The organism is Spirochaetota bacterium, assembly GCA_038043445.1.
GTDB lineage: Bacteria > Spirochaetota > Brachyspiria > Brachyspirales > JACRPF01 > JBBTBY01.
In genome coordinates this window covers 1-13,650 of sequence record JBBTBY010000125.1, presented here as the reverse complement: position 1 = coordinate 13,650, position 13,650 = coordinate 1, and the positions used below count along the sequence as shown (strand labels likewise).

Below are 13,650 nucleotides of genomic sequence, written 5' to 3'. Positions count from 1 at the left end.
CGTGTTGAATATCAGCCGCATCGACATGCTCATGCCCATGTGGTTCGATATTACGGACACGGGCGATGTGCGTCCGCGCGAAGGCTGTGCCCCGCCGTATGACGGTTATCGGGCGCTGTGTACATCGAACAATGTGCTTCTCATGCCCATCATGCGCAATTTCAAGCCGGCGAAATTCCTCGCCGATATGTCAGCGCGGACCGCAGCGGTCGATGCCGTCATGAACGCGGTGTCATCGTATCGCTTCGACGGTATTCTCCTAGACATCGAAGAGATAACGAAAGCCGATACGGCCTCGCATGTCGAATTTGCGGAAGCGCTCGGCGCACGGATGCGTTCCGAGAAGCGCACTTTTGCGATAGCGGTGAACACCCGCTCCCGGGGCGAATGGGATTATACGCGGCTTGCCGCGGCGAGCGATCATCTCTTCTGCATGTTCTACGATTATGCCGGCCCATGGAAAAAGGTCATCGCCCCGACAGCACCGATGCGCTGGAAGGAAAACCCCAATGATATCGAGCGTGACCTCACGTCGATACTTGCATCCGGCGTTGACGCAAAGAAGATCATTTTCGGCATCGCCTTCTACGGCATCGATTTTACGCTCAATGATGACGGATCGATGAAACAGGCGGCGCTTCTGTATCACGATCAGATAGAACGTGCTATCGCGGGGCGTGCTGTGGAAAGCGGATGGGACGCTGACTATGCCTCGACCTGGGTGAAGTACATCGATGATAAGAAACAGGCGCATATCGTCTGGCGCGAGGATGTGTCAGCGTATGCAGCGAAGACCGCTTTCGCGCGGAGCAATGGCATACGCTCCATCGGCATATGGGCGGTGACGAAGACCGGCGGCGCCGACCCTGCCATTTGGCCTTTGCTTCCTGAATGAGATAACCACGAGTGCAAAGTCATGGATGTCGCAGAAAGACTTTCGCAGCCTTGACTTCAATTCCTTTTTCCATCCCGACATCCCCGTTCACTTCGATTACCCGTAACCTATTTCATGGCCTTGCGAACATCTTGGCCAATGGATTCTTGATAGATGTCGGCGTAAGTTTTTGAACCTTTAATCAGATCATCGCAGAAAGCTGCTACGTCACTGCCCGTCACTTCGAGCACGTCTTTCCCCAAGGCCGCGCCCTCATCAAAAAGATCGATAATCCCCGAGAGCAATCCCGTCCCGTCAGTTAACGCAACAGGCCCGACCTTAAAGAGATATTTTTGAATCTCTTTATAAACAATCTGATACTCATGAGGGAGCGCTTTGACGCGTGCTACATGTGCTCGCCACTTTCTTTTACCTTCAATGATGTCTTGTATGCTCATTTTATTTTCCTGCTTTACCTAATATTTTTGAGATATTATTGTTGAGTTGCTCGCGCCATTTGTCACGAAACGATTTTGCCCCTTCCTCGCCGGCCAGCGCTGAACAGAAGCCTTTGATATCATCATTTAAAACCTCTTGGACACGCTGACCGTCCGAAGCTGATTCTTCAAGCAAACCAAGTACACCGTCAAGAATTGGTATCAGGTTGCGACCAGTGAAATCTGCATGCGGCCAAAGATTGGCAATAATGTTTTCCCATGCTGCTTGATAGGCAGCCGGCAGCTTTTTGACTCGCGAGTCAAAAGTTTTCAACTCTTTTCTCATGTCGCTGCCGGTGATCTTTTCCCAAAAATTCATTTTGTCTTCTCCTTCAGCGCATTCATTTTTGATGATACGAACTCCCATTTCTCCCAGAAGCGTCGCAGTTCCTCCCGACCCGCAGCGTTGAGCGTATAACATTTGCGTGGTGGGCCCGCATCGGACGGCTTTTTTTCTATGTTCACAAGTTCGTTTTTCTCAAGACGTACCAGGATGGTATAGACTGTTCCCTCCACAACGTCCGAAAATCCAAGGGCTTTCAGCCGACGAGTGATCTCATAGCCGTAGATTTCCTCGTGGCTGATGATCTCGAGCACACAACCCTCCAGTACGCCTTTGAGCATTTCTGTAATATTTTTCAGGGTGATCGCTCCTTAATTTATGATTTACCGCATATCTTGTATGTAGTATAACTTATTACTAGTATATAGTAATACATATTAGCGTAAAAGTCAATAGGTTTAAATGAAAAAATTATCCTGAAAGTGAGGAGATAATATTATTTATTCACGATTTTTGACTTGCGCTGATGCTTTTTTTCTTTGCATTATCGCAGCGAAAGCTGCCCCGATACGAAAGCGATATCAGCGTTCCACGGACCGTCGGCATCGACAATGATCTCCACAAGATGATATCCCGCCTTCACTGCGGTTTGCGATATCGTAAGGCGCTCCCATCCCGATGATCTTTTCGCGCCGTTCGCCGTCCGTTCACCGTCAACGAAAACCTCGTATGTGATGCCGGATATGCCCTTCTCACGCGCGAGGCATAGTTCAAGCGACAGGTCGAGCCGCCCATCACGCCCCGTCTTGAAAAGGAACGATGACACCGCGGCGCCGAAATGAAGCGGCACAAGCCATATGCCGTCGGCTTTCTTTCCCGCGAAATCAATGGGGGGATTTCCCGAATATTCCGGTTTTTCCACCGCGCTTGTTGGTGATTGTATGAAGCCGGAATTCCCCTCGACGGCGTGCATGGAAAAGAGACAGTCGGGGAGGGAGAGGCTGTCTTTCAGCACGGCGGCATCGTCCCCTGCGCGGAAGGCGCACCATCGCGCGACACGGATATGCTCTTCCCCGGCGCGTATCTCTCGTACTGTACCGTCATGGATGAATACGCCCGGTTCTTTTATCGACAGCGTCACTTCTTTCGTCTGTCCTGAAAGAACGGCGATGGCGTCCTTCCCGCTCGTATAATATCGCGCAATATTCCTTCCCGGCATGCCGCTGATATATGCCCGCAATGACGGCTGTTTTGCCAAACGCGATGCGAGATAGTATCGTGCGCTGTCAAGTCCCAGTGCCGTCGTGCCGCGCCAGGCAGGCCAATTCGGTATGCCCATGCCCGGGAGGGCCCGTTCCGCAGTATTCGATATGACCGAGTACACCGGTGTTTTGCCGCCCGATGTGTTCTCGACGACGAAATCATATCCCGTATCGGAGACCGAGAAGTACGCCTTTCCGCGAGCACCGGAAAGCGTGAGGCGTTTCGTATCGGTGAGGCGCTCGCAGTACGCCGCCTTCCCGCCGACATCCTGCCATACGCGCATTTCATCGAGCGTGACCGCATATCCGTACCGCGAAATGAGGTTCGTGCTTGTGATAAGGAGTCCCGGGAGCGTTCCCCAGGTGATGTACGCCGGTTTCATATGCTGCCAATAGAACGAACCGAACGGGAGCGGCACATCGAGGAACGGTATCTTTCTTGAGAACGGTTCGAAGATATAGCTCGAGATTGGATGCGCATGAGCGAGGAGCGGACCCGGTCGAAGATCATTGAAATTGTATACGCCTTCCCATGGATGCGTCTGATGGAATCTGTCGTACGGCGTGAGTATATCTGCCATACCCTCAGCAGCGAGCACCGCCTTCGGATTGTCAGCGAGCACGGTCTCATGGATATCGATGATGCCGTCTATGCCCGACTTCCCGCCGATGAACGCCCCGTCGGAATTCCACGTCGCCGATGTCTGTTCGAAGGATATGACATCGACACCGAGCGGTCCGATGAGCTGCCGCATGTTCTCGGAATGGGATCTTTTGAGCGCGGGGCAGAGTCCGCTTGCATAATACGACGGTACACCGTCCGAGAACCAGCCCTCCGGGTTTCCCGTCTTCTCATTAATAAAGAAATACGGTCTCGCTTCGTCGAATATCTTCGACTTCTCGGCGATGAGCGAATAGCTCGCGATATAGGAGAAATTGATGTAGCCCAATGCACGTGTGCCGGCGTTCTGTTCCGCATAGCCGTTCTGCGCGGGCGGCGGATCGGGGCGTTTCTGCATGCCCTCATCCAGACGATACCAGGACACCGTCCAGAAAAGTGTTTTTGACGGATCGATGCGGGATGCGATCTCCTTCGCTATCGTGATGTTCTGCAGATATTGACCGCCGCTATCGAGGAGGCTCGGTACGCGTATGAGCGATCGTATGTTCGCATAGCGGTCTCCCTCCTTGTAGAAACGTTCGGGCCTATAGGTATCGATCATCCACTTTCGGAAGGGAGCAAGCGCTGACTTGTACCCGCCATTGAAAACGCCGACATGCCACATCGGCGTTACTATCGTTCTCTTGTCAGTAAAGGGGGCGAAATTCTCCGTCTCAAAACCGACGCATTTGACCTTTCCTTCGTTGTAGAGAACGCAAGTCTTATAGCGATTGGATGCATCCTCGGCCCATACTGCGGCACTGCCTGTAGTGCCCTCGAACACGACGACGGGCGCTTCCCATCGTCGCGGCCAGTTGAAGCGGCGCGGTCCCGGAAAATCGTATTCGCGGTAGGAGATGCCGTTTCGCCCGCCGGGCACCAGTACCGAGGCGCTTTCGGGGACACCGACGGCGAACCCGACAGCGCGAATGGCGCTGCCTGTCGCCGAAAGCAAGAGCGATATGCGATCGGGCGAACGAACATCGATGATGCAGTCGATGTATCCGTCCTTCGTTGTATACCGTCGGCCGTTCGCGGTACGCGATGAACGTTCCGGCAGTATCGTGTCGCCTGCCGCATTGACGATATAGACGAATGTACTTGCCGGCGCGGAGAATTCCTCGTCGCCTGACGGATGTTTCATCGAAGCGAATCCGTTATTGCCTATCATGAAACGGCCGAATTGCACGGCATCGGACGGGGTGCTCTGCGCCTGCCCGATGACTACACCCGTATGGGGCATCCCGTATTTATTTCCATCACTCCCGTCATGGCCGGGTATCGATACGATTCCCGCGGGAACATCTTTTTTGTAAATGATATCGGTCATTCTGATATTTCCGTCGGCGGAAACGCTTTTCATGGACGTCTTCTCCCAGCCGTTGAGCGTGGTTATCGTCCCGCGTTCCTGTACGAGGAGATATACCGTCGCGGGGGCGTCTATCGTAAAGGAATATCCCTCCGCCGGTTTGTTCCAGACCCCGCGCACCACGGATATGCATTTCCCGCCTTTCAGCATGGCGGGTAACGAAATGCGGTAATTCATTCCGGCGATACGAAAAGCGCCTTCCGCATCGGCAACGACCGCATCACGCGGGGTGTCGGTAATGGCGATCGAGTATGCGGTTATGCCGAATACCGCGAACATGATGATGAATGCGATAGTCCGTATGCGCATACCGTACTCCTTGCCGCGGAACTGCATCGCCTGTGCCGCGTATACTTCAGTGTACGCAGGAAGCGGTTTTCATGCAACCGTCGAATCGATAGAAGTACTGGAAAAATCGATAACGCAGGATATACTTCCCGTATGTCGACCGTCATCGAATCGATACGCATGTTCCGGGAATTGACCGGTGCATCGATAACCTATCACGACCATACCGGCGCGATAATACCGGTGCTCGGACGACCGCTGCGCTTCCACACGCATCCGTTCTGCACTGCCGTCAAGGCCGTTGATGAAGGGCGCTGCGTGTACACGGACAGCGACCGTATACGAAAGCTGCTTACGCGATATCCGGACGGTTTCTGGAAGCGATGCCACGCCGGTGTCGTCGAATACGTACACCCGCTTGGGGGCCAGGGGGTGATGTTCTTCGGCCCGTTCCGTTCTGCGGTGCGTGTCCCCTTTGTCCTCGATGACGCCCGCGGACGCCCGAAGGTTGTGCGGACATTGCCCGTTCTTCGCGACGCGCGTACCATCGCCTCACTCGCCTCGCTTATCGCGCGTGATGTCGTCCATTCGCTTCGCACATCGGTGCCGGATGGCGATGGTGACCGCCGCCGGGCGGTGGAGCGTTTTTTCTCGCAGCGGTTCGCCGGGGATATAGGAGCATCGGACCTGGCGGATACCGCCGGTGTTTCCATGCCGCGTCTGCGCCAGCTCATGCAGGTGTGGTATCGAAAACCGTTCACCCGCGTCCTCGCCGAACAGCGGATCCGTCACGCATGCCGCATGCTCATTTCGACGGAAACGGATCTTCGCGACATCGCACGTGCCTCTGGATTTATCGATCCCGATTATTTCTTCAAGGTGTTCAAACGCCTGACAGGAACGACGCCGCTCGCGTATCGGCGGAAGAACAGCGTACACCGCGCCTGATGATAGCCCTATCGCAGGTATGCGCCGAGTTTTTTCAATGTGCCTGTCAGTTCTCCGATCCCCACAGCACGCACATCGCCGCTCTTACCGCATGCGAGGGCAGCCGCCGTCCCCGCCGCCTGTCCGGTGACGAAACACCCCGGCATGACGCGTATCGAAGACTGCATCTCGCGATCGGCCGAAATGCATCGCCCGGCGACGAGGATGTTTTTTACGTTCTTCGGTATGAGCGCGCGGTACGGTATGCCGTAGCTTTCGCCCTTGCCGTATTTCGACGAGTGCAGCCGCTCCTCCACTCGCTTCTGCTCGGCAGGGTCGGTCGATGATGAGTGTATATCGACCGGGTACGCGAATCGTCCCACTTCATCCGCAAACGATGCGCGCTTCTGATAGTCGTCGTAGCAGAGCGTGTATTCGCCCGTGATGCGGCGCGTCTCGCGCACGGAGAGCACGGATGCGGTATTGACTATCTCGCTTTTTTCGAATCCCGGGATGTATTCCTTGTAGAAGCCGTGTATCTTTTCAGCGATGATACGTCCGTCAATGTATCCTTTCGTGATATCGTCCTCATTGAGGCAATTAATGCCGTAGATATGTCCGAGATTTCCGCTGACTATCGATCCTCCGTTCCTGAAAAAGCCGACGAAGTGATATTCCTGCATCGGGGCTTTGCCTTCGTCAACAAGTTTTTTCCAGATGCCGCCGACCGACCACGAACTGTCGTGCTTTGCCTTGAACGCTTCCCAGTCCACACCGGCATACTGCACGCAGAGCGACGGGCTCATCGTGCGCCCCTTCTCGTCGCCGACCTCGAATGGCGCACCCGCCCAGGCACAGATGTTCCCGTCGCCGGTCGCATCGACGAACGATATCCCCTTCACCGCTTTGAGGCCGTTCTTCGTGGAAACGACGATCGCTTCCATGCCGCCGCCGTTCACCACGACATCGACAATGCTCATGCCGAGATAGACCTTTATCTTTGCTGCCGCCGCGATATCGTCGTACACGCGTTTTAAGAGCTCCGGCTGCACATCGAACCAGCCGTAATTGGGCTTCACGTTCATGCGGTGCGATACGTCATCGACCGCTTCCCTGCACACGCCCGCGGCAAGTATGTTCTCACCGTCGGTCATGGAAATTATTGCCGGCACAAGCCCTGCCGTTCCCATGCCGCCGAGGCAGCCCGCCTGTTCGACGAGGACCACGCGCTTTCCCGCACGTGCGGCAAAGACAGCGGCACCAAGCCCTGCCGGCCCGCCGCCGCAGACGACGACATCGGCTTCGTGCAGTACGGGTAACGAACGTGGCGGATAATTGACGGGCATAGGGTCCTCCGGACGAATCGATGCGAACCGGGAACAATATACAACGAACGGGGTAAAAAGTCTTGGAACGGATTGACGGGAATTGGTATTCGAGTGACACTCACCCATCCCCCGCCGCAATAATTGTATAACTGATAACGGCGGCATACACACAGAAAACGTACGCAGCATTTTACTTGGGGATGAAACTTATTCCCTCCCCTTCTCATATTCGTGCAACATGGATGTTGCAGTTGGCGCGAGGCAGGATGCCGATTTGCGCCGATCCGTGAGAGGGGGGAATGCCCGGGGCGGGGTGCGTGTTGATAAGATCGGCTTACCCGATACAGGTAACGCGCATCGTGCGCGCTGCCGAGGTCTCATCAAGCCTGTCGACGGGCGTTGTCACCGGCGCACGATGAAGTGCATCGGGATCGCTCACTGCAAATGCGGCAGCCTCTTTCATCGCGGCAATGAAGACATCAAGCGTCTCTTTGCTTTCCGTCTCCGTGGGCTCTATCATTATCGATTCGGGCACGGTGATGGGGAAATATACCGTCGGCGGATGAATGCCTTTATCGATGAGGAATTTCGCTATGTCTATCGCATGGATATCGTGCTTCATCTGTTCTGCCGCCGAAAATACGCATTCGTGGAAACAGGCGCGGGCATAGGGCTCGTGATACGTATCGCGGAGAAGTGCGCGTACATAGTTCGCATTGAGCACCGCCTTCTCGCTCGCATCGATGAGGCCTTCTTTGCCGAGAAGCAGAATGTACGCATAGGCGCGGATAAGGATGCCGAAATTGCCGAAATACGATGTGACCTTGCCGATGCTCTTCGGCTCATCGAGGATGAGCGAGAACGTATCCTTCTTTTTCACGATACGCGGCGTGGGCAGGAACGGTATGAGATGCTTCTTCACGCCCACCGGGCCCGCGCCGGGGCCGCCGCCGCCGTGCGGTGTACCGAACGTCTTATGCACATTGACATGCACCACATCGAAGCCCACATCGCCGGGGCGGAGCTTGCCCATGATGGCATTGAGATTGGCACCGTCGTAATAGACGAGCGCATCGACGGTGTGCGCACGATCGCATATTTCCCTGATGTGCGGGTTGAAGATGCCGAGCGTGTCCGGGCAGGTGAGCATGACAGCCGCCACTTCATCGGTGAGCGCGGCTGAGAACTTCTCGAAGTCCATGTCGCCGTTCTCGCGCGTGGGTATCGTGATGACATCATAGCCGATGAACGCGGCGCTTGCGGGGTTCGTCCCGTGCGATGAATCGGGGACTATCACATGTTTTTTCTTATTGCCCTTCGCGCGATGATATGCCGCGATGAGCGAAAGCCCTGCGTATTCGCCGTGGGCGCCCGCCAATGGGTGCGTACAGAACGCGTCCATGCCGGTTATCTCGGAAAGCGCGTGTTCAAGACCGTGTACTATCGAAAGCATGCCCTGTACGTGTTCTTCACCGCCGGGGAGGAATGCCGTGACGGGATGCGCGGCAAGGAACGCTTCGTTCCCGGCTATCGCCTCGACGGCCTTGGAATTATATTTCATCGTACAGGAGCCCAGGGGATAGAAATTCGTATCGACGCAGAAATTCTTCCGCGAGAGCACGGTGAAATGGCGGACGATATCGAGTTCGGAAAGTTCGGGGAGCGCGGCCTTTTCCTTCCGGAGAAATTTCCCGTTAAGCGGCATCTCAGGGACATCACGCTCGGGAAGCGAATATCCCTTCCGGCCCGGCACGGACAATTCGAATATGAGCTCGTTCATACTGCGCCCCGTACGGCGGACACGAAGTCATCGATCTCTTCTTTACTCCGCTTTTCCGTGACCGCGACAAGAACGTCGTTCTTCATGTCCGGATAGAACATGCCGAGCGGAATGCCGGCGGCGATCCCTTTCTTCATGAGCGCGCCAACGAGAGCGCTCGCATCCTTTTTCAGATGCACGACGAATTCATTGAACGTCGGTTTCTCCGGTGAGCCGAAGCCGCTTTTTCTGAGCGACGCTTTCGCATACTCCGCTTTATCGTGATTGAGCTTTGCCGCTTCGGCCATGCCCTCTTTGCCCATGACGGTCATATAGAGGAGCGCGCGCAATGCGACGAGGTTCTGATTGCTGCAGATATTCGATGTTGCCCGGTGCCGCTTGATATGCTGCTCGCGCGCCTGCAGTGTGAGCACGAAACCGCGCCTGCCCGCGCGATCCGTCGTTTCGCCGGCAACGCGTCCGGGCATATTACGGATATGCGTTTTCTTACAGGTGAATATACCGAGATACGGCCCGCCGAATGAGAGATGATTGCCGAGCGATTGTCCCTCGCCGACAGCGATGTCGGTGTCCATCTCGCCCGGTGTCTTCACCATGCCGAGCGCGATGGGCGATGCGGAAAGTACAAGGAGCGCGCCCCTCTCGTGCACGATATTCCCGATATCGGTATAGTCATCGACGGTGCCGAAGAAATTCGGGTTCTGCAGTATCACCGCGGCGGTATCGGCGTTCATGGCGTTCCGAAGCGCCTCGCGATCGAGGCCGTATTGTGACGGCGGCAGTACGACAATGTTCACCGCGAGCGAAGCGAGCGTCGTCGCTACTATCTGACGATGGAACGGATTGACAGAGCCATCGATGATGATGGTCTTCCTGTCTCCGGTTATGCGAAGCGCCATGAGCGCCCCTTCCGCGAGCGCGGTACCGCCGTCATAGAGCGACGCATTCGCAGCATCCATGCCGTACAATCGGCTTATCGACGTCTGATATTCGAACAAGGCGGTAAGCGTGCCCTGCGATGCCTCCGGCTGATACGGCGTATACGGCGTATAGAATTCCGAACGCGATGCTATCGCATCGACGACAGCGGGGACGAAATGATCATACACGCCGCCGCCGGTGAATGTCACAAGCGGAGCGCCGTTCATGGAAGCGATGCGCTTGAATTCCGACCGCACCGTATGTTCCGATACGCCTGCGGGGAGATCGAATGACTGTGCGCGCAATGCCTTCGGGATATCCTTGAAAAGCGACTCGATATCGGGGATGCCGATGGCGTCGAGCATGGCGGCTATATCAGCGTCCGTGTGCGGTGTATAGGTCATATCAGTGCTTAAGCCCCTTTACATACTCATCATACTTCGCTTTATCCATGAGCGATGAAAGCTCGGCCACATTGCCGATCATCACCTCGACGAACCAGCCATCGCCCTCGGCGCTTTTGTTCACCGTCTCCGGTGCGGAAGCAAGCGCATCGTTCACTTTCGTCACCGAAAGCGTTACCGGCGCGAACACTTCGCTCGCGGCCTTCACCGATTCCACCGATGCAAGCACCGCGCCCTTTGCTATCTGTTTGCCGACCTTCGGGAGTTCGATGAAGGTTATATCGCCGAGCTCGCACGCGGCATGCTCTGATATGCCGACGACACCATTCGTGCCTTCGACGCGTATCCATTCGTGGTCTTTCGTGTAATAGGTCATGCGATCCTCCGTTGCTGCTATGCGTGCGCGGCCGCGCGGGCCGTACCGTTCGTATGGAACGGAAGCCCGTGCACATGCGCATCTATTATCGTAACGCCATCCGTGATGACGATAGGATCTCCGATCTTCGAATGTTCGGGGGTGACATATCCCATGCCGATACCGGCGTTCATTATCGGCGAGAACGACCCGCTCGTCACCTCGCCGATCTTCTCACCCGCAGGCGATCGTATCTCGAAATGAGCGCGCGGGCTTCTCCTCGACGCGGAGAGAAAACCTATCTTCACACGGGCAAGGTTTTTCTTCTGCATTGCAGCGAGTGCCGCTTTGCCGCGAAATTCTTTCGTCATATCGACGGCAAACATGAGTCCCGCCTCCAACGGCGTCGTCGCGTCGTTGATGTCAGAACCGTAGAGGCTGTATCCCATCTCGAGCCGGAGCACGTCGCGGGCGCCGAGACCGGCGGGCTTTACGCGCGCGTCGGCAAGCACGGCTTTCCAGAGCTTCTTCGTTGTTTCAGGCGTTGCATATATTTCATAGCCGAGCTCGCCCGTGTAGCCGCTTCGGCTTACGATGGATTTTTCGCCGAGCACATCCATCGATGCAAAACCGAAATAGGAAAGTTTCTTCACTTCAGGAGAGATGAGCGATGAAAGCACATCGCACGACAATGGCCCCTGGATATCCAGCTTGCCGGTCACCGCCGAGCGATCCTCGAAAAGCCCGCCCTTGAGTACGCTCTGTATCGCTTTAAAATCTTTTTCGATGTTCGCCGCATTGACGACGATCATCCATTCGTCGTCCGAAAGCCGGTAGACGATGCAGTCATCGATGATGCCGCCATTATCGTGCAGTATGAAACAGTATTTGCATTTACCGATCGCGATGCGGCCGATGGATATCGTGAACGCATATTCGAGATCGGATGCCGCCGCATCGCCTTTGAAATAGTATTCGCCCATGTGGCAGATGTCGAATACGCTCACTGCGCTGCGGCACTGCGTATGCTCGGCGAGAATGCCGTCGTACTGTATGGGCATGTCCCAGCCGCCGAACGGCGCCATCTTTGCGCCGAGGGCGATATGTTCGCTGTGAAGCGGCGTGTGGCTGAGCGGTCCCGATGAATGTTCCATGATGATACTGTACCATCGAACGGCGCCATTCGCAATATACGATCGGGACTTCGGAGTACCCTATTGCGACATCACCGTACTTGTCTTGCCATTGTGCTCGACGTATCGTATAATCGGCGCAAGTGAAAAACGGAGCGTAGTATGCGGAATGAACAGCGCAGGCGATTCATCATCAATAAAAGCTTCCAGTACTCCTTCATCATGCGCAATCTCATCTTCATATGTGCCGCCGGCGTGCTTGTCATCGCGGTCATCATCATCTGGAATTCTGTGCAGTTCAAACAGGGTTTTCTCACACGTCTTCCGTCAAATGAGACGGTGCAGGCATGGGCGGCGGAGCATCATATCACGCCCGCATCTGCCGCGTACTGGCAGCGCTTCATCGAAGAGGCCGAGCTCTATACGTTCTTCTCGCTCCTCTGGAAACCGGTGGCGGCAGCGCTTGCCATACTCGCGGTGCTGGTGCTCATCTTTTCGATAATGTATTCCCATGCCATAGCCGGCCCCATTCACCGTATCATGGAAGCGCTCGATGCGCACTCGTCGGGAACACCGTTCAGGCAGATACAGCTCCGCAAGGGCGATCATTTCCAGGACCTGGCCGCATCGGTCAATCGCGCGATGATGCCTCTGCGTTCAACGGAGAAAAAACGGCGATCGTCTACGCGCCGATAAGCCCCGGCACACGCTCGCTTTGCTGCGGAAAGAGGTCGCTCGGGACATCCTTGCCGGCCTTGGATACCTGATGCCGGGCGCATGCATCCTTGTCCGCTTCGCAATGATTTTTTTCAGCATCGCGGATATCGACGGCATATTCGCCATTTTGTCATTGAAGAACGGGCATTTCTCAAGTTTTTTGCATTGCATTGTACAACTCCAACATAACAAAGGCTCCTCTTCCGAGGGATATGGCAACAGATTCGCACAGAACGACAATGCGTACCGTGTGAAAAAACGTGACAGATGCCGTCGAACATTCGGTACGTAAAGCATCGGTCATATTCAGTATATCAGTCAGCCGCGTGTGATCGTTGTATCATATCCTTCAATGCCTCGGGAATGCCGGGGAATTGGAATGAAAATCCAAGCGCAAGCAGCCGTTCGGGGATGATGAATTGCCCGGTAAGCAGCACGGAAGACATCTCTCCAAAGAGAAAACGCAGTGCGAAGCTCGGCACCGGCAGCCATGACGGACGACGCATGACCGTGCCAAGCACGCCGGCAAAGCGGGCATTGCTCACCGACCCGGGCGCGCACAGATTGAAAACGCCCTTTGCGCTCGATGTATCCATCAGGTATCGTATCGCTCTTACGACATCTTCGATATGCACCCATGAAAGGCCCTGTTCGCCGCCCCCGAGGCGTCCTCCAAGGAAGAACCTGAACGGGAGCATCATGCGCGGTAGCGCCCCGCCATTCGCATGAAGCACGACCCCGATGCGTATGACCGCACGGCGTACGCCCAATGTTTCGAGCGCATCCGTCGATGATTCCCATGCCGTGCACACCGATGCGAGAAAATCGCCGCCGGGAGATGTACGTTCACT

General features: G+C 55.5%; 13 protein-coding genes. 3 read left to right on the top strand and 10 right to left on the bottom strand.

Annotated features, from left to right (window positions below; translation table 11 throughout):
- Nucleotides 1-895: glycosyl hydrolase family 18 protein (locus AABZ39_16795; protein MEK6796438.1), on the top strand; the 895-nt coding region annotated here is incomplete at its 5' end.
- Nucleotides 896-1,002: 107 nt separating this feature from the next.
- Here AABZ39_16795 and AABZ39_16790 read toward each other — a convergent pair.
- From AABZ39_16790 to AABZ39_16775, 4 genes are all read right to left on the bottom strand, one after another.
- The gene (locus tag AABZ39_16790; GenBank protein MEK6796437.1) at nt 1,003-1,332 is read right to left on the bottom strand and encodes a DUF1048 domain-containing protein; all 330 of its coding nucleotides are present in this window, start codon (nt 1,330-1,332) and stop codon (nt 1,003-1,005) included.
- Between the two features lies 1 nt (nt 1,333).
- Nucleotides 1,334-1,690, bottom strand: coding sequence for a DUF1048 domain-containing protein (locus AABZ39_16785; GenBank protein MEK6796436.1), 357 nt, complete (start codon nt 1,688-1,690; stop codon nt 1,334-1,336).
- Nucleotides 1,687-2,013: a PadR family transcriptional regulator gene (locus AABZ39_16780; GenBank protein MEK6796435.1), complete on the bottom strand. Its 327-nt coding sequence runs from the start codon at nt 2,011-2,013 to the stop codon at nt 1,687-1,689. Before AABZ39_16780 ends, AABZ39_16785 begins: the two co-directional genes overlap by 4 nt.
- A 185-nt stretch (nt 2,014-2,198) precedes the next feature.
- Complete coding sequence (locus AABZ39_16775) at nt 2,199-5,255, bottom strand: hypothetical protein (GenBank protein MEK6796434.1); 3,057 nt, start codon at nt 5,253-5,255, stop codon at nt 2,199-2,201.
- A 132-nt stretch (nt 5,256-5,387) separates the two neighbouring features.
- On the opposite strand from AABZ39_16775, the gene AABZ39_16770 reads away from it, so the two are divergent.
- Nucleotides 5,388-6,182 carry an AraC family transcriptional regulator gene (locus tag AABZ39_16770; protein MEK6796433.1) on the top strand — a complete coding sequence of 265 codons (795 nt, stop codon included), beginning with the start codon at nt 5,388-5,390 and terminating at the stop codon, nt 6,180-6,182.
- Nucleotides 6,183-6,190: 8 nt separating this feature from the next.
- Here the strand turns inward: AABZ39_16770 and AABZ39_16765 are convergent, their stop codons facing one another.
- The 5 genes from AABZ39_16765 to gcvT all read right to left on the bottom strand — a co-directional run bounded on the left by AABZ39_16765 (nt 6,191) and on the right by gcvT (nt 12,103).
- On the bottom strand, nt 6,191-7,507 hold the full coding sequence (locus AABZ39_16765) for an FAD-dependent oxidoreductase (protein MEK6796432.1): 1,317 nt from the start codon (nt 7,505-7,507) through the stop codon (nt 6,191-6,193).
- 316 nt (nt 7,508-7,823) lie between these two features.
- The gene (gcvPB, locus tag AABZ39_16760; protein ID MEK6796431.1) at nt 7,824-9,269 is read right to left on the bottom strand and encodes an aminomethyl-transferring glycine dehydrogenase subunit GcvPB; all 1,446 of its coding nucleotides are present in this window, start codon (nt 9,267-9,269) and stop codon (nt 7,824-7,826) included.
- Complete coding sequence (gcvPA, locus tag AABZ39_16755; GenBank protein MEK6796430.1) at nt 9,266-10,594, bottom strand: aminomethyl-transferring glycine dehydrogenase subunit GcvPA; 1,329 nt, start codon at nt 10,592-10,594, stop codon at nt 9,266-9,268. The genes gcvPB and gcvPA overlap by 4 nt, the downstream gene beginning before the upstream one ends.
- A 1-nt stretch (nt 10,595) precedes the next feature.
- The gene (gene gcvH / locus AABZ39_16750) at nt 10,596-10,970 is read right to left on the bottom strand and encodes a glycine cleavage system protein GcvH (GenBank protein ID MEK6796429.1); all 375 of its coding nucleotides are present in this window, start codon (nt 10,968-10,970) and stop codon (nt 10,596-10,598) included.
- Nucleotides 10,971-10,987: 17 nt separating this feature from the next.
- Nucleotides 10,988-12,103 carry a glycine cleavage system aminomethyltransferase GcvT gene (gene gcvT, locus AABZ39_16745; protein ID MEK6796428.1) on the bottom strand — a complete coding sequence of 372 codons (1,116 nt, stop codon included), beginning with the start codon at nt 12,101-12,103 and terminating at the stop codon, nt 10,988-10,990.
- Nucleotides 12,104-12,244: 141 nt separating this feature from the next.
- Between gcvT and AABZ39_16740 the strand changes: the two genes are divergently transcribed.
- On the top strand, nt 12,245-12,778 hold the full coding sequence (locus tag AABZ39_16740) for a hypothetical protein (protein ID MEK6796427.1): 534 nt from the start codon (nt 12,245-12,247) through the stop codon (nt 12,776-12,778).
- A gap of 335 nt (nt 12,779-13,113) precedes the next feature.
- Here the strand turns inward: AABZ39_16740 and AABZ39_16735 are convergent.
- Nucleotides 13,114-13,650 (bottom strand): DUF1731 domain-containing protein (locus AABZ39_16735; protein ID MEK6796426.1); only part of this gene is annotated, 537 nt, incomplete at its 5' end.